Source organism: Kangiella geojedonensis (assembly GCF_000981765.1).
Classification (GTDB): domain Bacteria; phylum Pseudomonadota; class Gammaproteobacteria; order Enterobacterales; family Kangiellaceae; genus Kangiella; species Kangiella geojedonensis.
Map to the genome: position 1 here is coordinate 974,660 of NZ_CP010975.1, position 23,516 is coordinate 998,175.

Sequence of the window (23,516 nt, forward strand, 5' to 3'; positions counted from 1 at the left end):
TTATGACAAAACTTTTAAGGAGAATCTCATGGCAGAGTTAAGAAAGTCGAAAGATAAAGTGATTGCGGGCGTCTGTGGCGGCTTAGCAAAGTGGCTGGGTTGGGATATGACCCTAACGCGAATTATTTATACATTATTAACTATTGGTACTGCCTTTGCTGGTGTTATCATTTACATTATTTTGTGGATAGTTATGCCAAACGAATAAATGTTTGGCCATAAACAGTAAAGAGGAATATATGATTAAAGTTGGTGATAAACTGCCAAATGTCGCAGTTAAAGTGATGGGTAAAGAAGGGCCGGAAGATATTCAAACGGATATTCTCTTCTCTGGAAATAAGGTCGTTTTATTTGCCGTACCAGGAGCTTTCACACCTACTTGCTCCGCTGCGCACTTGCCTGGTTTTGTGGTTAACTTTGACCAGTTTAAAGAGAAGGGTGTTGATACGGTGGCCTGTATGTCAGTAAACGATGCTTTTGTGATGAATGCTTGGAGTAAAGACCAAAATGCGGAGAATTTATTGATGATTGCCGATGGTAATGCTGATTTCTCGGAAGCATTAGGTCTTGATGTTGACGCTACGGCTTACGGTATGGGCGTACGCTCAAAACGCTTTGCTCTAATTGCGGAAGATGGCGTGGTGACAGCGCTTGAAGTTGATGATAAGGGGCTTGATAAGAGTTCAGCTGAACATATCTTAAATCAGCTTTAGAGTTATTGATGATCAAAAAAGCCGCTATAGAAGCGGCTTTTTTGATCTTAATGCATTCTTAAATTTATTAGGACTGCTCAACTTTTTCGTCACTGATTTCCGTGGCTTTTTTTGCTCTTTCGTTCTCAGTCTCAAGTTGCTTAAGCGTTTCTTCAAGACCAATTTTCGAAATTTGCTCACGATACTGGTTGGCGTAGCTTTTAGCCATGCTAACGCCTTCGATGATGACGTCTGTGACCAGCCAGGTTTCATCGGGCTGTACTTTCAGGCGGTAATCAATAAGGATTGGCTCACCTTCATTGGGGACGATAGTAGAGCGTACGTTCGCTAAGTTACCACTTTTGGAGTACTGAGTATCATCGTATGAAATTGGTTGGCCATCGTAACTTGCTAGGCCTTTCGCGTAGCTATTAAGCAGAAGTCCTATAAATTCATTGATGAATTGTTTGCGTTGTTCTTCAGTCGCTTGCATCCAGTAAGTTTTGCCGAGAATTCGCTTTGCCATGTACTCACTGTCTATTTCAGGCAGCAGGTAGTCACGGATTAAGCTTTTTGCGTATTCAGAGTCTTTTTTGATTTTTTCTTTATTATTCAAAATTTCAGCGCTGATCTTCTTTGTCACTTCTTCAAGATGCAACTTTGGGTCTTGAAATGCGTGGCTGACCAAGCTGAATGATAAAAATGTTAAAGCAATCAAAGCTTTAGACATAAATTTGCTCATGTTTTCCCCTTAATAAAGGATTTGTTGTCGCGCAGTAATATCGCGGTATTTTACCCTTGCTTTCAATCTTAAACAATCGACCTGAATCATTCCTTAACGTAAATCATTACCAATGATGCGAATATGCATTGCTAATAATGCGGATATGCATTATTTTGTAGGGGTGGGTTAGAAAAAGGTGTGTATGAGTTTTCAAACATGGAACAACAAATTTTTTCTTTGTTTAGCGTTAATGTTCATTGCGCCCTATAGTTTATCTGCCCCTATTACGCAAAATTACACAAACTCTACGCCTGCAAATGTTGATCCTCGTCAAACCAGTCCTGTTGATAGAACCGTTACTGTACCAGCCGCCGACTTTCCGAACGGTGTTACCGTCGATAATGTCATCATTTCGATTGATTTTGACAAGCGTGATAGGAATAACGGTGTCTGTACTAATTACAATGGGGGCTTCGTATTCAATGATGAAATTTACTTTGAGCTGTCAAAGCCTTCAGAAGGCATTAGTACCGTCTTAGTTCCTTTTAATACCTACAGCGGTGGGGTACACCCTGCGCCAACGCCCGATGGCTACATTACTGTTGTTTTTGATGATGCTGCGGCGACTACAGTCGGCGGTGGAACGCCTGTGGCAGGCACTTTTGCGCCTGTTAATCCCTTAAGTGTTTTCGACGGTGTGGATCCTGCTGGCGATTGGACCTTAACCATGGCAGATAGTGCCGGACAAGATCCCTTGTGTTTCTCAAGCTTTACCTTAGCACTGGAAGCTTCGGCACAAGTTGATATTTCAGTGACCAAAACGGATCTTTCTGCCAGTTATGTACCAGGAAGTGATGCTACTTACATCATAACTGTGAGCAACTCAGGCCCTGATGACGCGTTTAATTTGGCGGTCAATGATACGCTACCAGACGGAGTAATCTCTGCTACTTGGACCTGTTCTGGTTCTGGAGGCGGGCTTTGTGGTGTTTCTAACGGAGTTGGAAATATTACTGGGGTAAATGTTGATATTCCGAGTGGGGGAGCCGTTCAGTTTGCGGTTGATGTGACTTTCTCCACGAATCCTGCTGACTACTAGTGTTATACAGTTAATGTTAAATGCAGCGAGCAGGTTTAGGTAGCCCTGCGATTTTAGTCGCTTGCTTAGCTGGGCCGTCCGGAAACAGTAGATGGAGGTAAATACTATTCCCTTTTTCTTTTGACCATTCATTAGCGAGATACTTCACTAATGGCCGAATAGAAGGGCTGGTGTTAAATTCCTCGTAAAACTGCCTAACATAACGAATCACATGCCAATGGTCTTCTGTTAGTTCAATGCCTTCAGATTGGCTAATGGCAATGGCGACATTCTCGTTCCATACTGCGGGATCAGTTAGATAGCCTTGTTTATCTCTAGGCAGAGTGTTTAGATCAATATTCATAACCAAGATACTGATTTATCACAGTCAAGAGTAAGCTGTACAAACCCTTCGTAGTTTTTGGTTTGCCATTCCAAGTTGTTATTGAGTCCTCTGGCAATCAAGTCTTCTTCTAAGACAAAGTAATTCGGACGAGGTTCTAGCTGGTCTGATAGCAGTACTGCGTTTTCGATCAATAGTAAGGCATCTTCTTCATTCATAGCTGAAGAACATTGATTAAAGAGTTGCGGGTTATTGAGGATGTAAAGTGTTTTCATAGTACTCGCTTATAGCATAAACACAAAGTCAGAGCGGCGAATGACCTGATTGATATGATTGGATGAGCTCACTTTAGCCACTTTCAACAATTGAGCCTCAGACAAACTTCTTTGGCTTAAATCTTCTTGGCTGATTAAGACCGTTTCGATGCCATAAAGCTCAAGAGCTTTAAACGTCGGACTGTGGTTTTTCATATTGAGGATATCGGGTTGCTGATTCTCAAGCAGCTGATAAACACCATCATCGATAAAAAGGGCGCTGATATCCATATCAAAGGCTGCTGCCATCAAGGCTATATCCAACAGCTCTCTACCAGATTGGGTGCCGTAAGGCGCTTTATTAAAAATTACCGCTAATGATTGGCTCATAAGTATTACCCAAACGTAACCAAGCGGTCACTTTCTAGCATGGCTTCGGTTAACTGACCCAAGCCGCTTATTTCAAATGCCGGATCAAGGTTGTCACCGGTAAGAGCATTTCGCTCAGCCTCGGTAGCATTGGTAATCCCTCGCTTCATGGCAACGGTGACGCAGGCAACTAACTCAAAGTCATGCTGAATAGCTAGCTTGGCCCAAGTTTTGGTCAGGTTGTATTCATCTGACGGCGGGCAATTTATACGACTGGCAACGAGCACTCCGTCCGCATAAAAAAACACTCGCTTAAGCTCATGGCCTTGATTTAACAGTGTTTTTGCGAACTGTATTGCGCTAAATTGACCCTGCGCAGAATGCGGGTTAGCCGTGACTAATAACGAAAAAGTTGCCATACTTTAGCTATAACTATAGTTTAAGCTAAGTATTTTATAGTAAATAATAAAGAATTGTTAGTTGGAGGAGGTTTATGGGAGTGTTTAAAAAGGCTCTGGTGTGCTTGGCGTTATTTGTTGTCACGCCAATCGTTAGCGCTGGTGCATTTTTTGAAACCGGACGCTCACAAGTAAATACTACTGTCGATAACGGTGGCTGGGTTACTGTGAACCTGCAAAAGTCTTATACCAATCCTGTGGTCATTGCGGGCTACGTTAGTCATAACAATGATAACTCGCTCTCAGCTAGAGTGCGGAACGTTACAGGCACCAGCTTTCAAGTAGGGGTACAAAGTCCCTGCGAGAGCTACAATCGGTTTAATGGCACCACACCGCCTGCAGCAAACACTTGTCCGAGTTCTCCTTGGCTAAGCGAATCAATAGATTGGATCGTTATTGAGCAAGGAACTTGGGTGTTTCCTGATGGGACTAAGATCGAAGCCTATAACCATGTAACCTCTACCACTCGATCTCGATTTGGGAGTAGTAATGCACGAGACTCCATCAGTTTTACTCATACTTACTCTTCAGCCCCAGCCGTAATTCATGGCGTGAGTAGTTACAATGACCCGAATTGGATTTCATCTGTGGTTTGGGGCGATAGCACCAACAAAGGAACTCTGCCTAATAACGTCTCTTTTAGTTTGGCAATGGAAGGCGCGGAGGCGGCCACTTCTCATGGCTCAGAGACTTTAGGTTGGATGGCTATTGAAATTGGCTCTGGGACTAATTCAGGCAATACCTACAGCGCAGGTCGTGTTAGCAGAATTATTGACCGTCATAATGATGAGTGTCAACAGATTGGCCTTGGAGCGACTTTCTCAGCCGCGCCTAACGTCGTTGTAAAAAAGAACACCATGAGCGGTGGTGATGGCGCTTGGGTAAGGTCTTGCGGCGCTATTGCTGGTACCACGAACTTTAGGGTTCATATGGAGGAGGAGCAAGTTAACGATGGGGATCGTACAGGAGTTGACGAAGCCGCGTCTTGGTTCGCCTTTGAGAGTGGTAGCTTCGGTGCTCTAGAGTTTTTAAGTGCTACTAAAACGGTTACCGATGAAGATGGTGATAGCGTTGGTGGTCCAGGAGAGTTGCTGACCTACGCGGTCACAATCACCAATTTACAAGACGACTTTGCTCAAGCCAATAATGCTACGTCCACTAATCCAGAGTTTACCGATGATTTAGACAGTAATGTAATCTTTGACTCAGTAGTGTCTGCGTCAAGTGGTAGCCTGACTCATAATGCAGGCCTTAATCGCATGGAGTGGCAGGGCAGCGTCCCCCCTTCCGGAACGGTGAATTTACAGTATCGAGTTCGGGTTAATGAAGACATGGCAATCTGTAGCCTAAGCAATATCAGTAATCAGGGGCAGCTCAATATGGACCCTATAGATGACGCTGTTGAGACAGGTGATGTCGACAACCTGAATTATATTGTTGAGCTCAGTGATGATCCTACCCTAAATGATGGTGTTGATACTGATGGTGATACGCTAACGGATGATGATGACTCGACGATTATATCGGCGGATTGCTTGGCAGATATTTCTGTAACAAAAAGTGATGCTTCAGCGAATTTTGAACCAGGTCAAAACTCTAGCTATACGATTGTTATTACCAATTCAGGCCCACATTCAGTAGTTGGGATTCAAGTTGCTGATACATTACCCAATGGACTATCGTTTAATGGTGCTGTGAGTTGCAATATTACTACTGGAAGCGGTAGTTGTGGAGCACAATCAATATCTGGCCAAGATTATAATCAGTCCATTAGCCTTGGCGACAGCAGTTCCGCGACGATTGTTATCCCTGTCATATCCAGCTCAAATCCTAACGATTATTAACGCATAAAAAACGCCACATAAAGTGGCGTTTTTTATACGTATGGCTTCAGTCTAGTTTAAGCCTAAAACGCTTTTCCCTTGTTTAAAGGTGACGTCAACGGGAATTTGTTTTTCTTCCAGCAGCTCTAAGTCCGCTGCTAACTGATCACTGATAATGCCTTGAGTGTTTAACAAGTGCTTAGAAGCTTCGTAATCGCCGTTGCCCTGAATCACAAGAATTTTCTCAGAAAGCTTATTCATCGCTTGAGTCATCTTGTCAAAGTTGACGCTGTAGTGTCCGGTTTTTTCGTTGCGCTCAAAAGCACCATGATCTTTGAAGAAGTTAAAACGAACCATGTTGGCTTTACCATGAGCACTGCTAGCACCAAAGCGCACTGAGCGGAAAATTCCTGCTAAGAAAGTGACGTAATTGTCCATCAGTTCACCTTCTTTAATTTCACCTTTCTCATACAGCTTGCCGATCATATATAGCCCTAAAATATCAGCTTTACCTTCTTCTAGTGCTGAAGCTGTCTCTTTTAGAGAACTACGAACAGTACCCTTGTCATTAATGGTATTTTTAATGCCTAAACCATGCGCAACCTCATGGAACATAGTGTTAGCAAAAAAGGCATCAAAAGTAATATGCTCGCGCTGCTCTTCAGCGATAAGTTGTTCAGAAATAGGCACTAAGATTTTATCAAATTTAGCGCGCATCGCATTTTTCAGCTGTAAGCGTCGTGTGCCTTTTGCCAACTGAACTTTCTCATCGTTGGGAAGGTTAATCGCGATGGTTTTTGATCCCGCATTACTGTCCCCAGCGTAAAACACGACATCATAAGCGTTAAGGTCGCTGTCGGTACCTGGCATTTCCTGCTTATACTTTTGGTCGACAGGTAAACCTTTTTGTAACTCCGGCAAGAAGGCCGCGAAGCGTGATAAGCGTTCACTCCACTCAAGATCTTTGATCAAGACGTAAGTAGAGAATGCAGCACGATACCCGAAAAGCTGGTCTTCATAAGTTTCAATAGGACCGATAACCACTTCTACAGGGTTGCTTTTCATGTCCATCCAAGCGAAATCGGATGGCTGGTAGTTGTCAGTGATCAGCGCATCGGCACGGAGCTTTAAATAATTTTTAAAGCCTTCGTCTTCTGCTAACTCCGAGGCTTTTCGTAACAAGTCGCTGGCTTGAGTTAGCTCTTCTTTATATGCCACGGAGTAGGGCACTAAAGTTAGATTGCCTTTATCATCGCGTTGAACTAAAGAATAGAGGCCTTTTTTACCAGCTTGATCCCAGTTCTCGAACTCGGTGACCGTCATATCGTCTGGGTAGTATTCAGCGCCTTTGTTTTTAGCGTCATAGCCACTGATAAAAGGTTTATTGTTATCCAAGCGGTCCCAAGGGCCGTAATTGATCTCTGCGAAGGTCTTCGCTTTTGGATTATCGATGCTAGAGAGCAGCGCTTCTTTATCGCCAAAGGCTTGCTTCCAGAATAGATTGTCCATGATCTTGCCGGCATCGATAAGCAAAGCGATCATTTCTCTCTGGTTGTCAGAAAGGTGGCTCAAATCACTGGTTAAAGTGAAGGGGGCGTAAATATCAAAGCGAGAATAGTCTTGTTTATCGATTTCTTCAGAGCTTGTCTCAGCTTTTTCTTCTGAGGCTAGTGCTCCTTCTGAAATGTTGGCAGTGTTCTCGACTTGTGAAACTTCGTTGCTTTTACTGTCGTCGCTCTTATTAGAGTCGTCTGTACATGCGCCTAGTGCGATTAGCACTGAAAAGCTCAAGGCGCACAATTTGGTTGTAGTCTTTAATTTCATGATGATTCATTCCTGTAACTAGTTAAACTCTTTTATTGTTATGGTGGCAGTTTAGCACAGAAAACGTCAGCGCTATTTGCTCTTGCCCTCACTTTATATGCTTAAAATCGGCTAAAGACGTATTTTTCTCGCTTAACCTGTTTCACACCAAACTCTTTCTCTTTTAGCATCTCAAATACTTCATCTACCATATTAGGATTACCACACAGGTAAGCCATGTCAGTTTCTGGATTTGGCTCTAACTCTTTGAGTTTATTTTGTACATATCCGGCCACACACCCCGGTTTTTCTTCTCGGCTTAGACAAGGATGGAAGTGAACATGGTCGAGTAAGGCCACAGCTTTAAAGTCATCCAAATAAAACATGTCCTGTAAATATTGTGCGCCGAATAAGATATGGAACTCTGTATCTGTACGACTTTTTATTTGTTCAATCATAGAGCGGTAGGGGGCAACGCCTGTACCAGTACCGACTAAAAATACACGCTTCGGTAACTCTTCCGTTAAGCAAAGAAGCCCAAAAGGCCCTGTCATCTCCATTTCCATGCCTGGCTCTGCATTGAAGAAGAGGTTACTGGCTTTGCCACCATCAACATAAGAAATAACAAACTCAATATAAGTGGAGTTATCGCTGTTAGTTTCCATGTTGGCGATAGAGTAGCTACGCTTGATGGGGCGATCATCCTCCGTACCAAGCATAAAAGAGACAAACTGACCCGGTTTATAGGTTATGGTCTTAGGATCATCTAATCGAAAAACTAATTTTCGAACATTCGGAGTGATTTCTTCGTTGCTTTCTAAGTGAACTTGGAAGCTAGGGATTGACATGTTTGACCTTGTTAAGTTCCAGAATTGGATTTTGAAATCTATTATATAAGACTAGTTGCAAATATCTAGGTACGGTTTTTCAAGGATTTAACAAACTTTGACATTGGTTCAGTTATGGTTCATTTCACTTTTGTTTTACTAATATACAAGCTCCCCAGAGGCGATATATCAGGGATTAAGGCGACTTGGGGCTGGTGAAGACGAATAGGAGATGAGAATGTTAAAAGTAATCAGTAAATACAGTGTAATAGCCTCAGCAGTCTTGTTGAGCATTTCAGGCGTCGATGCCAGTCAGGAAGCACAGAACCAACCTATCGGTGCAGAAACCAGTGCAACGGTAACAACGGCGATCGCGAAGCGCGCTAAGACCACGACCGTGGTGAATGACAAGTTACACACTCAGGTTCAAAAGGGTACTGCAACGTCAGCGGTTCGCAGCAATGTGTATACCAGCCAAAAATCTAGCAGTGATCTAGAGCAAGAATTCAAAGCGTTCCAAAGTTTAGATTTTAAGAATGTTAAGAATCAGACCCGCGCAGATATGCAAAAACATCGTGAGGCGAACAGTAAACTGCCGAAATCATCGGGTAAAGCCCAGAAAAATGGTCAAAACCACCTTTATATCCATGATGCAGCAGTACTGTTGTTTGATGATTTAGATGGTGACGGTAACTATAGTCAGTTACGGGTTGATTTTGATGTGGACTCTCCGTATGCCGATTACTTTGACGTGTACGCTGAGTTATTTATTCGTCGAGTTGGGGATGCTCAGTGGACTCATTACTACACGACTGATGTCTTCGAGATTTACTATGATTACAGCTCTGACGAATATAGCGTAACGACGCGCTTGAATACGGGGTTCCCACCAGGGAATTATGAGGTGCTTATTGATTTATTTGAGTACGGTTATTCAGGTCTTGTCGATACCTTATCGCCTTATGATGACTATGACTTAACGAATTTGCCGTTAGAAGATAAGACCTATGAATCTACAGGCGTTACTAGCGATACTTATGTGGATAATGTCAAAACTGAAATTTTCACAGATGCTGATGACGATGGTTTTTATCGTGAGTTTACCTTTACTTTTGATGTCGACACACAAAGCAGTGCAGATCGCGATGTTTATGTAAACTTATATCAGCGCAATAATGGAGGATCTTGGCAGTTTGAGACCGAGTCTGATGTCTTTACTGTGTATGGCTACAGCTCTGAAGATGCTTATGAAATTAGCGGTAGCTGGCAGTCAGGTTACCCAGCAAACTACTATGACTTCAGGTTGGAAGTGATTGATGCAAATACTGGAGAGGTGTTGGATGACGTATCACCAGAGTTTTCATCATTGCTGCAAGTACCTCTTGAAGATGCTAACAATGATACTCGAGAGTCCAATCCGAACCCACCAAGTTCGACAACAAGTTCGGAGTCAGGTGGCGGTAGTACCGGACTGGTTACCTTGATTTTATTAGGTTTATTAGGAGCTTGGAGGCAAAAAGTTAAACGCTAACCCTACACAAACTGGTTAGTTTAGTGTAATCTTGCTGATGCTTTTAAAGGGAGGGGACAATGAAAGCATCAGCGAGACATATCTTAGTCACTGACGAAGATCTTTGTCAGCAAATAAAACAAAACATTGAATCAGGCGTCGACTTTACGGAAATGGCCGAAAAGCACTCGGTTTGCCCGTCAGGTACTCGCGGCGGTGAGCTCGGTGTCTTTGATGGTGAAAGAGTTTGATGACGTTGTCTTTACTCGCTCACTGAAAATCATTCACGGCCCTATCAAAACTGCTTTCGGATTCCACCTCATTGAAATCATGGATCGAGATTCCTCCTAATAAGGATGTCTAATAGTAAGTGTGTTAATCTACATTTTACTGAATCAACGTCGATACATAATGCAAAATTGACTACAAACTTGGTTACAAGTTTACTCATGCAATAAGCATCTAAAACGTTAAAATCGCTCTTTCGAAAAAAGAATAATAGATATTATGAAACAACTGCTGATGATATTTTTGTTGCTTGTCACTCTAGGACAGGCTAAAGCTGCTACTGACGATGGAACGTCTGTCATTAGTATTCCAAAAGTTGACGCTAAGATTACGGTCGATGGCCGCTTAGACGAATCGTTCTGGCAAAAAGCGACAAAAGTCGAGTATCGATATGAGACACAGCCTAGTAGAAATGTAGCGCCTAAAGTTAAGACAGTAGCGTATGTTGCTGAAAATGGCGACTCGCTATTAGTGGCGATTAAAGCTTATGACCCTAACCCTGAATTGATACAAGCCTCTTATAAAAAACGCGATCAAATTTTCGGTGAAGATACTGTTGGCTTTAAAGTTGACACCTTCAACGATGAACGCAAAGCATACAACTTCTTCGTCAACCCCTTAGGTATTCAGAGCGACAGTATTGAAGATGATGTTTTGCTTCGGGAAGACTCATCCTGGGACGCAATTTGGTACAGTGCAGGCCATTTTGATGATGACGGCTATACCGTTGAAATTGAGCTGCCTTTTAAGATTTTACGTTTTCCTAACACCTCAGGTCAGAAAACTTGGGGTATTGATTTCATGCGCTTTTATCCTAGAGATGTGCAGTATCGTTTAGCCTACTCGCCAAATGATAGAGATTTAAGTTGTGTTCTTTGCCAAATCGCTAAAGCCGAAGGCTTAGATGATATTGTTAGCGGCAATAACTTAGAAATTACACCCTATGTCTCGGCAGAAAAAAGTGAGTTTCGTTCACCTCCAGCGCAGACAGAGTGGCAGGGCGAGGGCGTGAACTATAACGCTGGTGCTGATTTACGTTGGGGAGTCACGGATAACTCAGTATTGAATGCCACGATTAATCCTGATTTTTCACAAGTTGAGACTGATGCGGCGCAACTAGAAGTGAATAACAGGTTTTCATTATTTTTCTCTGAAAAACGTCCTTTTTTCCTCGATGGCGCCGAGTACTTTAATACTCGATATACCTTGCTTCACACCAGAAACATCGCCGATCCTGACTTTGGGGTGAAATATACGGGTAAAAACGGTGGTCATTCATACGGTGTTTTGGTGGCTCGAGATCAAGCCACAAGCTTCATCATTCCAGGAGCACAGAGCTCTTCGGTTTATACTCTTCTCGACAATAATTTTAATGATGTCGAAAGTGATGTTGCTGCTGCCCGCTACTCTATGGATGTGGGGGATAATTCCCAGATTGGCTTTTTAGCAACGAATCGTTCGGCTGAAGGTTATGAGAATACGGTATTGTCGATAGATGGTAGTCAGAAGCTTTATGACGCTGGAACATTACGCTATCAGGTAATGTATTCTGACTCTGACAATACAGATGATATGCAGCAACGATTTGGTTTGGAGCCGAATACCACTGGGCGTGGTTTTGAGTTGAATTACAGCCATCGTGATACACACTGGAATTGGTATGCGACCCGCTCAGATTTTGATGATGACTTTAGAACCGACTTAGGTTTCTTGGGAGTTGTTGGTAATACAAAAGATGTTGTGGGATTAGGGTACCGCTGGTATGGCGACGATGATAATTTCTTTCATGAGTATAAGGTCAGTGGCGAGTACAAAGAACGTCACCTAACGTCGGGTCAAAAGTACGAGCAACAACGAGAAGTTGGGTTTGAAATGAGCGGGGATTTTCGCTCTTATATTTTCTTTGGGAGTGCTAATCGAGACACTTTATTTGAGCAAATTTGGTTTGATGAAGAATTCCACTGGATAAATGGTAACTTTCGACCGGTGGGGAATCTGAAAATTGGCTTTTACCTCGAGAGAGCCGATACGATTGATTTCAGACATACTCGACCTGGCCAGTCTCAAGGTTATCAACTTTATACCGACTGGCAAGTCAATGACCACTGGAGTTTAGGCTTTGATGCGAGCCGTACCCAGTTTGACGTAAATGATGAGTCGCTCTTTAAAGCCGTCATTAGCAACTTAAGTACCAGCTATCATTTTGATGACAAAAGCTATTTACGATTAATTGTTCGCTATAGTGATGTGGATTACAACACGGCACTTTATTCTGATCCAGCGCAAGTGGAAAAGGAAATAAAGGTTAGCCGCCAATTATTGTATACCTATAAATGGAATCCTCGGACGGCATTCTATCTAGGGTATTCGGATAACGGTTTTGAAGATGATCGAGTGAGCCAGTTTGAAAAAACGGGAAGGACCTTATTCACCAAGTTTAGTTACGCCTTCCAACTGTAATAAAAAAAACGCGCTTTGAGGCGCGTTTTTTTATGGCTGAATCTTTAACACTTACTTAGGAGAAGAAGCGTTTAGTAGCTTCATCAGGTAGCTGTAAGCCGGTCACTTCCGCTCGCTGTAACAGTTGCCAGTAATAACGATAAGTTGCTCGGTCATGCAGCTCGCCGTCATACTGGATAGGTCCCCAGTGGTTATCTTGGGCTGCGACAAGAATATTGGCGGCATCATTCACTTCAGAATAATCGGGCTTCATGGCATCCACAATCGACTGAATCTGAGTAGGGTAAATACTCCACATACGCAAAAAGCCGAACTCATTGCGGGCTCGTTCAGCATCTTTGTAAGTTTGGTAGGGGTTTTTCAGATCAAGCGTGACGTTGTGGGACGGTACTACGCCGTTGGCTAAGGCGGCGGTAACCATTTCAGATTTCGCTCTTGCAAGAAGAGGGTGTTCAAACTGCCCAGGACTACGCATACAGGATGCAGGTATAGCGCCTTGATGGTCACTGACAAAATCCATCATGCCAAAGTCCAAGACCTGAACCCAGTCTACCGCTGCAATGTCCCACGCTTCTTTTAATGCACCATGGGTTTCAATCAATACATGGATAGGGATATCACGATTGACGCCGTGCTCTTGAGCTTTGGCCTTGATGTAATCCACCATTTCACGGATATGCGCTGCTCGGTGCGTTTTCGGTAGGGTGAAGTAAGCGATTCGGTCTCCAATAGCCGGCATTAAAATATCAACGTCCGCCTTCCAGTGAGCGTGAGTATAGTCATGAATTCGGACACCAGCCATGTGATGCTTATTGGCATCACTTGATAGAACTCGAGCAATCATTTCGGCGTGTTCTTTCTCTTTACCAGCTTGGGCACCATCTTCACAGTCGCAAGTAATATCAAACACAGGGCCGAATTTTTCCTGTAATTCCAATGCTTTAGTAATCAGTTTTTCGCTACCGGCGAAGTGTTCACAGGTTGGGATTATGGGGAACTGTTTTTCGGCATTAAACAATGCTTCGTTTGGATGGACCATCGAATTCACTATTTTCTCCTCTTAAATCAATGATATAGCTAGTATTCATTAATAATCACATTAGCCATCTTTTGCTTAATACTAACGATAGATTAGAAAAATTCAAACAATAATTTGAAATAAACGTTTGAATATGGTTTATTTATGAACTACCACTGGTCGGATTAGTTGAGATGATGCAAGAGCATTCTTTTTTAGAAAAAGTAGATGAGCAAATGGTGTTGGGGGGGTATTGGCCTGGGATTCAGCTGTATTACCCACCAGTAAAGTACTCGCCAGCTGACGGTATCTACGAAACCATGGAGCAGGCCTCAAACCGCATGCGAAAGTATGCTCACAATACCAGTGCACATACTTTGCTCTTCGATTTAGAAGATGGGTGTCGACAAAAAGAGATGAGTCGTGAGCTACTGCGCAAAGAATTGCCACTGTTTGAAGAGCGCCAGTTCCAAATTGCGTTACGAATTAATCCTTTTCGCACTGACGAGTATGAGGAAGATTTAAAACTCATCAAAGAATGTGCAGAGTATATTGATGTCATCATTTTAGCCAAAGCAGGCGAAGTGTATGGCGCGGCTGAAATTAGAGATTTATCGGCCTGGCTGGTCGGCGTTAATCCTAAGATTGAGATTCAACCCATTATTGAGCATCCTCGCTCATTAAAAATCTCTCCAGAATTGATGCAATATTCCACGGTTCGTCATGTGGTGTTCGGTATCCATGATTTTTCCAAAGCGATGGCGATTCACTTAACGCCAGAAGGCTGGATTGATGAACTAAAAACCTATTTAAGAATGTTATTGTTAGAAGCTCGTATTGCCGGTAAAGGGGTTATCGGCGGGGTAGAAGTGCTGATTAATAAAACTCCAATGCCTGAGTCTTATATTGAGCCCAATGATGTAAGGCGTTGGTTAGATTTACACGGTGAGCATGAGTCACACGTTGTCCATCAACATGCGCTAGTCGAAGCGCAGATGGGCTTAACCGGCAAGCAAGTCATCCACCCTTTCCATGTACACCTTTGCAAGACCGCATTCACGCCATCGCCACTGCAAATTAAACGGAATGTCCACATTCTAGAGCAAGCGATAGAAGCTGATGCGTTATTAGGCGGAGCGATTAAGTTTGAGGGTGAGATGTTGGACCCTCCAATGTTTGGTAAGGCTCTACAAAGTTTATTACGTGCATACGCGTTGAAATCCCTTGGTGATAAAGATAAGGCGTTTGCCATGGATGTGATTAAACGATTGCCAGTGCATGTTATTCGTGAAAACTGGCCGTACGGAATGATCTAATGAAGTATCAATTCGAGGACATACTCCAAAAAGATACCGACGGAAGTTGGCACTGGAATCTGCCACAGCAGTTTAATATTGCGGAAGCTTGTGTCGACCAACATACTGGTACATTAAAAGCCACACAAGCGGCGCTTATCATCGAGAATGAGACTTTGGGACAAAGCTCAGTCACCTATGATGAACTGTCCTGTTTAACGTCCCAATTTGCCAATGTACTAGCCTCTCATGGATTAGAGCACGGTGAGCGGATATTGATACGCTTGCCAAATTCCATTGAATACCCTGTCTCATTTTTTGGTGCTATTAAGTTTGGTGCGATAGCCGTTCCTACCTCAACCTTGCTATCTGCCAGCGAAGTTGCTTACTTGGCAAAAGACTCTGGTGCGAAAGTGTTAGTGACTGAAAAATCTATGTGGTCAGAATTGTCCGACGAGCTAAAAGATTCACAAGTGACTTTAGTGCTTCTTTGTGGTGAGGGCGAGATAGGAAATGATGGTCAGTTTACATTGATTGATCTAAACCAAGCGCTGGAGAAACAGGACAATACATTCGAGTGTCATCAAAGCGGAGTCAACGATCCTGCATACTTAGTTTATACCTCAGGAACAACCGGTTATCCGAAAGGAGTACTTCATGCACAACGCGCTTTATTAGGGCGTTTACCGGCGAGTAAGTTTTGGTTCGACTTAGACGACAAAACCACTGAGCGCATTATGCATTCGGGCAAGTTCAATTGGACCTATGTTTTAGGTTCGGCGTTGATGGATCCATTACTGCATGGTCACACGGTTATTGCCTATGAAGGCAAAAATGATGCGCACACTTGGCCAACGTTAATAAAAAAACATGAATGCTCGATATTCATCGGAGTACCGACTATTTATCGTCAAATTGTGCAAAAGACGGATTATGACGGTAGTGACTTGCCTTCTCTTAAGCATTGCATGAGCGCTGGCGAGCACCTGTCTGACGAAATGCAAAGTGTTTGGAAAGAGCGGTTTGGTAGGCCTATCTATGAAGCAATAGGCATGTCCGAGGTGTCCTATTATATCTCTCAACAGAAAGACGCTGAGGTGTTACCTGGTGCAGCTGGGTTCGTACAGCCAGGGCATTATGTGGAGCTGTTAGACTCTAATTATCAAGCCGTAGCTGCCGGTGAAGAGGGCATGATCTGTATTCGTGAGGATGATCCCGGTTTGTTCCTGAATTACTGGAATTTAGCAGACGCCACATCAGAGGCCCGTCATGACGGTTGGTTCTTTACCGGTGATTATGCACGACAAGATGAAAACGGCTATATCTGGTTCCTAGGGCGAAAAGACGACATTATCAATACGTTTGGTTTCAGAGTTTCTCCGCATGAAGTTGAGCGCGTGATTAAGGCTCACCAAGCCGTTGCTGACTGTGTTGCAATTGGTGAAGAGATTGGAACTGATAAAACCTTGGTCTCCATTTGCGTTATCAAAGAAGCCGGAGCGGATATTTCAGAAGATGAGTTGCTGGACTATGGCTTACAAAAGCTCGCTAAATATAAAGCGCCAAAGAAAGTCCATTTTATGGAACGCTACCCCAGAACGAAGAACGGTAAAGTGTTGCGTAAACAACTGATTCAAGACATTCAAAGTAAAGGTGTAAGTTAATGGAAACAACGATTAATTATCGTCCACGTCGCACGATGCTGTATGTGCCAACCCATGTTGAGCGTTATATGGATAAAGCCCGTACATTGGATGCTGATAGCATTGTTTTTGATTTTCAAGAATCCGTTCCTCCTGAGCAAAAAGAAATCGGTCGCCAGCTATTGCGACAAAAGCTTTCAGAGTCAGGAGACTATCAGCACTCAGAAGTGGTGGTTCGTGTAAATTCTTTGGAAAGCGAGTGGGGCGATGATGATTTAAAGGCAATTGCTGACTTAAGTATTGACGCCATCATGCTGCCTCGCATTGAATCTGTAGAGCAGTTAAATAAGGCGATTAACAGAATTGATGAGCTGCGTGATGATACCGTGGCTATTATGATTAATATTGAAAGTCCTCTCGGAGTGCTCCATTCTGAAAAAATTTGCGGTGCAAGTGACAGAGTCGTTGCGGTCGTCATGGGGACTACAGACTTGTCAAATGAGTTAAAAATTAATCAAACAAAAGATCGTCTGGGATTGCTTACCAGTTTGTCGTTAGTCATTCTTGCAGCGAGAGCGCATAAGAAGTGCGTGATTGATGGGCCACACTTTGACTTAAAGAGTGTCGAAGATTGTGAGTTTTCTTGTCGCCAAGCCCGTGACTTAGGGTTTGATGGAAAGGCTGTGGTTCATCCCATCCAGCTCGATTACACCAATGATGCCTTTACCCCAAAGCAAGTGGATATCGCTCGAGCTAAAGCTATTATTGAAGCGATCGAGCAAGCTAATAAAGAGGGTCGCAATGTCGCCGTGATTGATGGTAGGCTAATTGAACCGTCACTTCGCGAGTGGGCGGAGCGAGTGATTAGTTTGTATAATACCGTCAAAGCAATAGGGCAGAATGAGCTATTAGGGGTGGTACGTTAGCTCTAGGGGATTCTATGAATAAAGCATCAACTGGACACTTCTTTGAAGATTTTGCATTAGGGCAGATTCTCTATCATGCGGTTTCTCGCACTATAACTGAAGCCGATACGAGTCTCTATACGGCGTTAACGGGTAGTCGTTTTAGTCTTTATTGCAACAAAGAATTTGCACAGCAGCTAGGGTATGAAAAGCTTCCTATTGATAATTTGTTGTTGTTTCAAATCGCATTTGGGAAAACCGTTGATGACATTTCTTTAAATGCAGTTGCAAACTTAGGCTATGCTGAGGTCGAGTTTTTAGAGACTGTATTCGTGGGCGATACTATTAGTGTGGTGTCTGAGGTTATTGGTTTAAAAGAGAATTCAAATGGCAAAACGGGTATCGTTTATGTTCATTCAAAAGCGATAAACCAACACGGCTTCCAAGTACTTAGTTGGAAGCGCTGGGTAATGGTTCATAAGCGTCAAGAAGGCATGCAGAATATGTTTGCGGTAGAGCCTCAGTTAGCCAACCAAGTCCCTTTCGAAAATTTAGCCACGCCTCAACCTTTTAATGCGGCAGCTTATGATTGTAAATTCAGTGGTGAAAACTTTAAACTTAATGATTATGAAGTCGGTGAGTGGATCGATCATATTGATGGTTTAACTATTGATCACAGTGAACACACTATGGCAACCAAGCTGTATCAAAATAATGCCAAGGTGCATTTCAATCAGCATCAAATGTCCTCCTCTCAACACCAAAAACGGTTGGTATATGGCGGTCACATTATTTCTTTATGTCGTACCATTTCTCATAATGGCTTAGCGAATGCTCAATGGTTAGCCGCTATTAATGGAGGTGCACATCTTAATCCGAGCTTTGCTGGGGACACTATTTATGCAGTTACGCAAGTGCTGGATACTCAGGAATTAGGCTCTGGCCTAGGGGCAATGCGTTTACGAACTCTGGGCTATAAAAATTGTTTATGGCAGGAATTGAAACCTCAGTTCGATAGAGCGGTGGAGGGCAAAGCACAACTTCCATCAGATTTTGTGCTTGATTTAGATTATACGGTGCTTATTCCATCATAGTGCTTATGATGCGGACTTTCTGCTCATTAACACTTTCTGTTCAAAAATTGAGGAAACAATGCCTAGTATCAAGTTTCTAGGCATTGCTTCTAGATGTATTAGCGTGTTCTTGGCTATCAACCGTTAAGGTGACTTAGAGCACGTAGCAAAACTAGATAACCTCACCTGCTCGCACAATCTTCATCGCGTTAGTGCCACCTAAAGTCCCCATGGAGTCGCCTTTGGTGATGATTACCAGGTCGCCATGTTGTACATGACCATGAGTGATTAACTCGTCCACAGCTAAGCGGTTGACGTCATGACGTGCCAGTACGGTAGGATCGAACTCTAAAGCTTCAACACCACGGTATAAAGACACTTTACGCAAAGTCTGGTTACTGCGACTGAGAGCAAAAATAGGTATGCCCGAACGGATTCGCGATAACCACAGGGCTGTAGAGCCTGACTCTGTTAAAGCGACAATCGCTTTTACGCCTTTCAAGTGGTTGGCGCTATACATAGCTGCCATCGCGATAGTTTCATCAATACGCTCAAACTCAATATCAATACGATGATTTGAGGTTTTGGCGAGAGACTGATTTTCAGCGCCTTGGCAAACATTTGCCATGGCATCAACAGTACGTGCTGGATTATCACCTGTCGCTGTTTCTGCGCTAAGCATGACCGCATCAGTGCCGTCTAAAATAGCATTGGCCACATCAAACACTTCGGCACGCGTTGGGATAGGGTTGTGAATCATGCTTTCCATCATCTGGGTTGCTGTGATGACAACGCGGTTTAAGGCTCGTGCACGATCGATAATACGCTTCTGAACACCAATTAACTGAGCATCGCCTATTTCTACCCCTAAATCGCCACGAGCAACCATGACGGCGTCAGAAGCAAGAATGATTTCATCCAAAATACTTTCGTCATTGACCGTCTCTGCACGTTCAATTTTTGCCACCAGAGCTGAGTTACCGCCTGCTTCATGCAACAGCTGACGAGCTTCCTCAATGTCCGCAGCACTACGAGGGAAGGAAACGGCTAAATAATCCACATCCATACTAACCGCAGTTTTGATGTCTTCTTTGTCTTTCTCAGTAAGTGCTGGAGCAGATAAGCCACCACCAAGCAGGTTGATACCCTTATTGTTACTAAGAACACCGCCCACCACAACGTTACAGACGATAGTGGTTGCCGTTGTTTCGATGACCTCTAACTGTATACGACCATCATCCAGCATCAAATGATTGCCAGCTTTAACATCATTAGGTAGATCTTTATAGTCAATGCCGACGGAAGAGTCTGTGCCAGAATATTTATCCAGCTCAGCATCCAGTGTAAATACATGCCCGGGCGTTAGATTAACCTTGTCATTTTCAAACTTAGCAATCCGAATCTTAGGGCCTTGTAGGTCTCCTAAGACGCCGATGTATTTGTCCATTTCTTTGGCAATCTTACGAATCTTCTTTGCTCGCTTAATATGGTCTTCCGCTTCTCCGTGGGAAAAATTCAGTCGAAAAACGTTCGCGCCAGCTTCGATTAAGGAGCGTATTGCTTCTTCGGTATCGGTTGCAGGGCCTAATGTGGCAACTATTTTAGTTCTCTTTAGCATACAATTCATTTCTATAAGACTTAAGAATAGTGTAAAGGTATCGCCAATGAATACAACTACATTTTAGTGAAATCACCCTCTAATTTAGGGGTAGAAGAGGTAAGAAAAAAGGGGCCGAAGCCCCTTTCATTGTTTAACGTTTTCTACTAACTATTTTCGTATGCTTCACGTTGTTTTGCTTCTAGGCTTTTTGCATCACGTTTCAAGAACCAGTCTTTGGTTGAGCCAAGCGCAACGTAAAGACATGGCACCCAAATTAACGTGATCACGGTGGCAAAGACGATACCAAACGCTAAGGATACAGCCATCGGTATCACTAGCTGAGCTTGCAAGCTTGTTTCCATCGTTATCGGTAGCAAGCCAAAGAATGTCGTTAGCGAAGTTAATACAATTGCACGGAAGCGTTGAGTACCTGCACTGATGGCCGCATCGGTACGGCTCATGCCTTCTTCACGCGCTCGGCCAATGAAGTCAACCATTAAGAGACTGTCATTCACAACAACCCCGGATAGAGCAATAATACCAAAGAATGAGAACATGCTTAGATCTAAGCCTAGAAGTAGGTGACCAAACATGGCGCCGATAATGCCAAATGGGATGGCAGACATAACGACGATAGGTTTGGAGTAAGATCTTAAAGGTATAGCCATGAGTCCGTAGATTAGTAGTAATGCTATAGCGCCTCCCAACAATAACTCATTTGCTAGCGTTGCTTGATCTTCACTTGGGCCACCAGGTACAAGTTTAACAGAGGGATGCTCTTGCAATATGTCAGGAATAACATTCTGCATCATGTCACTATGAACTTGCCCTGGCGTGATAGGTGACTGCTGGCTGACATCTGCTGAAATGCTATTGGCGCGCACACCATCTACGCGCGAAATTCGTGAGTAGCCTTCGCCAACAGTATAAGTTGCAACGTCAGAGAAAGTGACATACTCTCCGCTTGGGGTACGAACTGGCATTTGTTCAAGATTACCAATGGAACGGCGGTCTACAAGCGGGTAACGGACAAACACTTTGACTTCTTCGGTATCACGTAAGAAACGCTGTGCTTCAGCTCCGTAGAAGGCGTTGCGAACTTGAGTTGAAAGACCTTGAACTGTTAAGCCTAAGTTACGGCCATGAGGTTTCAGATCAACAACGATTTCTTCTTTACCTCCAGAGAGGCCATCGCTGATATCGTAAACACCGTCATATTCTGATAGCTTGGCTTTGATTTTTTCCGAGACGATTTGTAGTTCGTCAATATCGCTACCAATTAAACGGTAACCAACACCGCCACCACCAGGTCCGCCATTGCCGAAACTGACTTCTTGCACTGATGGAAGTTGCCCAACGCGGTCACGCCACATATCGGTAAATTCATACTGATTAATGGGCATATTTTCACTTTTAACCAACTCTGTCCACATATAAGCCCCAGTGTTGCTGTTGGTCCAAGTTACCGAATGTTGCTTAACGCCAATACCATATTCCGCCTTAACTTCCTCATGGATTTCATTAAGCTTTTCTTCAACAAGTGTAATACTCTTTATTGTTTGCTCAGCTGTCGAGCCTTCTGCCATTTTAACTTCGACAAAAATACCATCGCCAGGGATGTTGGGCATCATTGTGGTTTTAACCAAACCACCCTTAATGAACCCAAAAGTTGTGATAATTAATAAGCATACAAAGCCTAATATAGTAAGACCACGATACTTCAAGAATTTTGCTAGTCCCGGCTTGTATACGTTTGCTATAAAACGTTTTAGATTTTTGCTGACAGTTAAACGAATACTGCGGAAAAACATTTTTGTAGATCGTAACTTTGGATTTTTAGTATCTTCAGGCTTATTTAACTTCATATGAGCCAAGTGGGCTGGAAGAATCAGTTTTGACTCAACCAAAGAGAAGAATAAACAAAAAATCACGACTAAGCCCATAGAGGCCATTGCATTTGTCCATGGCCCGCTAATGGCAAGAGTAGGGTAAAAGGCTGCCATGGTAGTTAGAACACCAAAGGTAGCAGGGAGAGCAACTTTACGAGCCCCTTTGACCACACTGTCGACACTATGCCCATGCTTTTCGATGGATGACCAGGCACTCTCCGCGATAATAATCGCATCATCGACCACGATACCTAAGACCAGTATGAAAGCAAAGAGTGTGATCATATTAATGGTCATGGCAAACTCAGGATACATATACATAAAAGCAAAGGCGCCTAAGAAGCATAAAGGAATACCAACCATCACCCAAAATGCTAATTTAAAGCGCAAAAACAATGCTAAAACTAAGAAAACAAGCGCAATCCCAGCAAACATGTTTTCTTGCATCATCTCTAGGCGACCTTTTAAGTAATAGGTGCCGTCGCCCCAAGCATCGATAGAAATACCGTGAGGCAGAGTGCCTTGCTTCTTATCTAAGTAAGCATAGACCTCTTCTGCAATTTTAAGGTCATCAGACTCCAGCGATGACTTTATTCGCATGTTGACCGAGTCTTTACCATCTAATCTTGATATAAACTCATACTCAGCAAAACCATCATCAATAGCTGCAATATCGCCCACCATTAAGCTTGTTCCATCAGAACGCGTCATTAGGGGAATCTGAGCGAAGTCTAAACCTGTGTATGCTTGATTTTTAGTTCTTACTAAAATATCACCGCCACGAGTTTTAATCGTACCGCTTGGAAGGTCCAAAGAGTTGCTTCTGATAGCTGAGGCCACATCTTGAAGTGTGAGCCCGTACTTTCTGAGTTGATAGTCGTTTACGAGGATTCCCACCTCATAAGGTCGAGTACCGTTAATTTCTACTATTGAAATGCTAGGCTGCGACAGAAGCTCGGTTTGTATTTCATTAGCATATTCCTTTAAAGTTCTTTCTCCAGCGTCACCAAATACACTGACCCACATCACTTGGCGCTGCATTCGATTTTCGTAAATAACGGGACGTTCAGCTAAGTCTGGAAGGTTGGGGATAGAGTCGATTCTAATTTTGACTTCATCCAATACTGAAGAAACCTCATATCCTTCATCCACTTCTATCGTAATTGTCCCAGAGCCTTCTCTTGCTGAAGACCTGATTTTTTTGATGCCTTCAATTTCTTTGATATTCTCCTCAATGAGAATAACAATGCCTTCCTCCACTTCTTGAGGCGCAGCTCCTGGGTATGGAACTTGAACGCTTATGGAGTTAGTTAATAGGTCAGGGAATAACTGCTGTCTAAGGCTTAAAATACCAATAACGCCAGCTACGAATATAGCAATCATAAGCAGATTTGCAGCAACAGAGTTCCGAGCAAACCATGAAATGATGCCTGTGTTAGAGTCAAATTCTTTAGACATGGCTAG

General features: G+C 43.2%; 20 protein-coding genes and 1 pseudogene. 11 read left to right on the top strand and 10 right to left on the bottom strand.

All coding sequences use genetic code 11. From position 1 onward, the window contains the following. Positions 1 to 28: 28 nt before the first annotated feature. Positions 29 to 208 carry a PspC domain-containing protein gene (locus tag TQ33_RS04330; protein ID WP_046560967.1) on the top strand — a complete coding sequence of 60 codons (180 nt, stop codon included), beginning with the start codon at positions 29 to 31 and terminating at the stop codon, positions 206 to 208. A 31-nt stretch (positions 209 to 239) separates the two neighbouring features. Continuing rightward, entirely contained in the window at positions 240 to 713 is a 474-nt protein-coding gene (locus tag TQ33_RS04335; RefSeq protein WP_046560968.1) for a peroxiredoxin, read from the top strand. Positions 714 to 780: 67 nt separating this feature from the next. On the opposite strand, the gene TQ33_RS04340 is transcribed toward TQ33_RS04335, so the two are convergent. Continuing rightward, entirely contained in the window at positions 781 to 1,434 is a 654-nt protein-coding gene (locus tag TQ33_RS04340) for an MlaC/ttg2D family ABC transporter substrate-binding protein (protein ID WP_046560969.1), read from the bottom strand. Positions 1,435 to 1,618: 184 nt separating this feature from the next. Here TQ33_RS04340 and TQ33_RS04345 point away from each other — a divergent pair, with 184 nt between their 5' ends. Next, entirely contained in the window at positions 1,619 to 2,515 is an 897-nt protein-coding gene (locus tag TQ33_RS04345; RefSeq protein ID WP_046560970.1) for a DUF11 domain-containing protein, read from the top strand. Positions 2,516 to 2,531: 16 nt separating this feature from the next. On the opposite strand, the gene TQ33_RS04350 is transcribed toward TQ33_RS04345, so the two are convergent. The 4 genes from TQ33_RS04350 to tusD are packed head-to-tail and all read right to left on the bottom strand — an operon-like array spanning position 2,532 to position 3,879. Further along, positions 2,532 to 2,858: a TusE/DsrC/DsvC family sulfur relay protein gene (locus TQ33_RS04350; RefSeq protein WP_046560971.1), complete on the bottom strand. Its 327-nt coding sequence runs from the start codon at positions 2,856 to 2,858 to the stop codon at positions 2,532 to 2,534. Continuing rightward, the gene (locus TQ33_RS04355; RefSeq protein ID WP_046560972.1) at positions 2,855 to 3,112 is read right to left on the bottom strand and encodes a DsrH/TusB family sulfur relay protein; all 258 of its coding nucleotides are present in this window, start codon (positions 3,110 to 3,112) and stop codon (positions 2,855 to 2,857) included. Before TQ33_RS04355 ends, TQ33_RS04350 begins: the two co-directional genes overlap by 4 nt. 9 nt (positions 3,113 to 3,121) lie before the next feature. Then, positions 3,122 to 3,481, bottom strand: coding sequence for a sulfurtransferase complex subunit TusC (tusC, locus tag TQ33_RS04360; protein WP_046560973.1), 360 nt, complete (start codon positions 3,479 to 3,481; stop codon positions 3,122 to 3,124). A gap of 5 nt (positions 3,482 to 3,486) precedes the next feature. Continuing rightward, complete coding sequence (gene tusD, locus TQ33_RS04365; RefSeq protein WP_046560974.1) at positions 3,487 to 3,879, bottom strand: sulfurtransferase complex subunit TusD; 393 nt, start codon at positions 3,877 to 3,879, stop codon at positions 3,487 to 3,489. Positions 3,880 to 3,953: 74 nt separating this feature from the next. Between tusD and TQ33_RS04370 the strand changes: the two genes are divergently transcribed. Beyond that, the gene (locus TQ33_RS04370; protein WP_046560975.1) at positions 3,954 to 5,762 is read left to right on the top strand and encodes a DUF7927 domain-containing protein; all 1,809 of its coding nucleotides are present in this window, start codon (positions 3,954 to 3,956) and stop codon (positions 5,760 to 5,762) included. A 51-nt stretch (positions 5,763 to 5,813) separates the two neighbouring features. On the opposite strand, the gene TQ33_RS04375 is transcribed toward TQ33_RS04370, so the two are convergent. Together TQ33_RS04375 and TQ33_RS04380 are read right to left on the bottom strand one after the other, a co-directional pair. Then, positions 5,814 to 7,565 (bottom strand): dipeptidyl-peptidase 3 family protein, encoded by a 1,752-nt coding sequence (locus TQ33_RS04375; protein WP_046560976.1) that lies wholly within the window; start codon positions 7,563 to 7,565, stop codon positions 5,814 to 5,816. A 101-nt stretch (positions 7,566 to 7,666) separates the two neighbouring features. Further along, positions 7,667 to 8,392: an FAD-binding oxidoreductase gene (locus TQ33_RS04380; RefSeq protein ID WP_046560977.1), complete on the bottom strand. Its 726-nt coding sequence runs from the start codon at positions 8,390 to 8,392 to the stop codon at positions 7,667 to 7,669. Positions 8,393 to 8,609: 217 nt separating this feature from the next. On the opposite strand from TQ33_RS04380, the gene TQ33_RS04385 reads away from it, so the two are divergent. The 3 genes and pseudogenes from TQ33_RS04385 (at position 8,610) to TQ33_RS04395 (ending at position 12,629) form a co-directional block, all read left to right on the top strand. Next, positions 8,610 to 9,902, top strand: a complete 1,293-nt coding sequence (locus tag TQ33_RS04385) for a choice-of-anchor H family protein (RefSeq protein ID WP_144405949.1) — start codon at positions 8,610 to 8,612, stop codon at positions 9,900 to 9,902. A 59-nt stretch (positions 9,903 to 9,961) separates the two neighbouring features. Beyond that, a pseudogene (locus TQ33_RS04390) lies at positions 9,962 to 10,232 on the top strand (peptidylprolyl isomerase). Between the two features lie 156 nt (positions 10,233 to 10,388). Next, entirely contained in the window at positions 10,389 to 12,629 is a 2,241-nt protein-coding gene (locus TQ33_RS04395) for a carbohydrate binding family 9 domain-containing protein (RefSeq protein ID WP_046560979.1), read from the top strand. A 55-nt stretch (positions 12,630 to 12,684) separates the two neighbouring features. Here the strand turns inward: TQ33_RS04395 and TQ33_RS04400 are convergent, their stop codons facing one another. After that, a complete protein-coding gene (locus TQ33_RS04400) occupies positions 12,685 to 13,677 on the bottom strand; it encodes an HpcH/HpaI aldolase/citrate lyase family protein (protein ID WP_046560980.1) in 993 nt (330 codons plus the stop codon). A gap of 164 nt (positions 13,678 to 13,841) precedes the next feature. On the opposite strand from TQ33_RS04400, the gene TQ33_RS04405 reads away from it, so the two are divergent. From TQ33_RS04405 to TQ33_RS04420, 4 genes are read left to right on the top strand one after another with little or no spacing between them, the layout of a single operon-like run. Further along, a complete protein-coding gene (locus TQ33_RS04405; RefSeq protein WP_046560981.1) occupies positions 13,842 to 14,963 on the top strand; it encodes an HpcH/HpaI aldolase/citrate lyase family protein in 1,122 nt (373 codons plus the stop codon). Beyond that, the gene (locus TQ33_RS04410) at positions 14,963 to 16,606 is read left to right on the top strand and encodes an acyl-CoA synthetase (protein ID WP_046560982.1); all 1,644 of its coding nucleotides are present in this window, start codon (positions 14,963 to 14,965) and stop codon (positions 16,604 to 16,606) included. Before TQ33_RS04405 ends, TQ33_RS04410 begins: the two co-directional genes overlap by 1 nt. After that, complete coding sequence (locus TQ33_RS04415; protein WP_046560983.1) at positions 16,606 to 17,511, top strand: HpcH/HpaI aldolase/citrate lyase family protein; 906 nt, start codon at positions 16,606 to 16,608, stop codon at positions 17,509 to 17,511. The genes TQ33_RS04410 and TQ33_RS04415 overlap by 1 nt, the downstream gene beginning before the upstream one ends. 14 nt (positions 17,512 to 17,525) lie before the next feature. Further along, on the top strand, positions 17,526 to 18,584 hold the full coding sequence (locus TQ33_RS04420; RefSeq protein WP_046560984.1) for a MaoC family dehydratase: 1,059 nt from the start codon (positions 17,526 to 17,528) through the stop codon (positions 18,582 to 18,584). A 151-nt stretch (positions 18,585 to 18,735) separates the two neighbouring features. Here TQ33_RS04420 and pyk read toward each other — a convergent pair whose 3' ends face one another. Further along, a complete protein-coding gene (pyk, locus tag TQ33_RS04425) occupies positions 18,736 to 20,181 on the bottom strand; it encodes a pyruvate kinase (protein WP_046560985.1) in 1,446 nt (481 codons plus the stop codon). A 146-nt stretch (positions 20,182 to 20,327) separates the two neighbouring features. Further along, positions 20,328 to 23,510: an efflux RND transporter permease subunit gene (locus TQ33_RS04430; protein ID WP_046560986.1), complete on the bottom strand. Its 3,183-nt coding sequence runs from the start codon at positions 23,508 to 23,510 to the stop codon at positions 20,328 to 20,330. Positions 23,511 to 23,516 lie beyond the last annotated feature (6 nt).

Excerpts from the sequence above, each read along its gene's own strand:
- TQ33_RS04330 (WP_046560967.1), top strand. The coding sequence starts at position 29 with ATGGCAGAGTTAAGAAAGTCGAAAGATAAAGTGATTGCGGGCGTCTGT.
- TQ33_RS04335 (WP_046560968.1), top strand. The coding sequence starts at position 240 with ATGATTAAAGTTGGTGATAAACTGCCAAATGTCGCAGTTAAAGTGATG.
- TQ33_RS04340 (WP_046560969.1), bottom strand. The coding sequence starts at position 1,434 with ATGAGCAAATTTATGTCTAAAGCTTTGATTGCTTTAACATTTTTATCA.
- TQ33_RS04345 (WP_046560970.1), top strand. The coding sequence starts at position 1,619 with ATGAGTTTTCAAACATGGAACAACAAATTTTTTCTTTGTTTAGCGTTA.
- TQ33_RS04350 (WP_046560971.1), bottom strand. The coding sequence starts at position 2,858 with ATGAATATTGATCTAAACACTCTGCCTAGAGATAAACAAGGCTATCTA.
- TQ33_RS04355 (WP_046560972.1), bottom strand. The coding sequence starts at position 3,112 with ATGAAAACACTTTACATCCTCAATAACCCGCAACTCTTTAATCAATGT.
- tusC (WP_046560973.1), bottom strand. The coding sequence starts at position 3,481 with ATGAGCCAATCATTAGCGGTAATTTTTAATAAAGCGCCTTACGGCACC.
- tusD (WP_046560974.1), bottom strand. The coding sequence starts at position 3,879 with ATGGCAACTTTTTCGTTATTAGTCACGGCTAACCCGCATTCTGCGCAG.
- TQ33_RS04370 (WP_046560975.1), top strand. The coding sequence starts at position 3,954 with ATGGGAGTGTTTAAAAAGGCTCTGGTGTGCTTGGCGTTATTTGTTGTC.
- TQ33_RS04375 (WP_046560976.1), bottom strand. The coding sequence starts at position 7,565 with ATGAAATTAAAGACTACAACCAAATTGTGCGCCTTGAGCTTTTCAGTG.
- TQ33_RS04380 (WP_046560977.1), bottom strand. The coding sequence starts at position 8,392 with ATGTCAATCCCTAGCTTCCAAGTTCACTTAGAAAGCAACGAAGAAATC.
- TQ33_RS04385 (WP_144405949.1), top strand. The coding sequence starts at position 8,610 with ATGTTAAAAGTAATCAGTAAATACAGTGTAATAGCCTCAGCAGTCTTG.
- TQ33_RS04395 (WP_046560979.1), top strand. The coding sequence starts at position 10,389 with ATGAAACAACTGCTGATGATATTTTTGTTGCTTGTCACTCTAGGACAG.
- TQ33_RS04405 (WP_046560981.1), top strand. The coding sequence starts at position 13,842 with ATGATGCAAGAGCATTCTTTTTTAGAAAAAGTAGATGAGCAAATGGTG.
- TQ33_RS04410 (WP_046560982.1), top strand. The coding sequence starts at position 14,963 with ATGAAGTATCAATTCGAGGACATACTCCAAAAAGATACCGACGGAAGT.
- TQ33_RS04415 (WP_046560983.1), top strand. The coding sequence starts at position 16,606 with ATGGAAACAACGATTAATTATCGTCCACGTCGCACGATGCTGTATGTG.
- TQ33_RS04420 (WP_046560984.1), top strand. The coding sequence starts at position 17,526 with ATGAATAAAGCATCAACTGGACACTTCTTTGAAGATTTTGCATTAGGG.
- pyk (WP_046560985.1), bottom strand. The coding sequence starts at position 20,181 with ATGCTAAAGAGAACTAAAATAGTTGCCACATTAGGCCCTGCAACCGAT.
- TQ33_RS04430 (WP_046560986.1), bottom strand. The coding sequence starts at position 23,510 with ATGTCTAAAGAATTTGACTCTAACACAGGCATCATTTCATGGTTTGCT.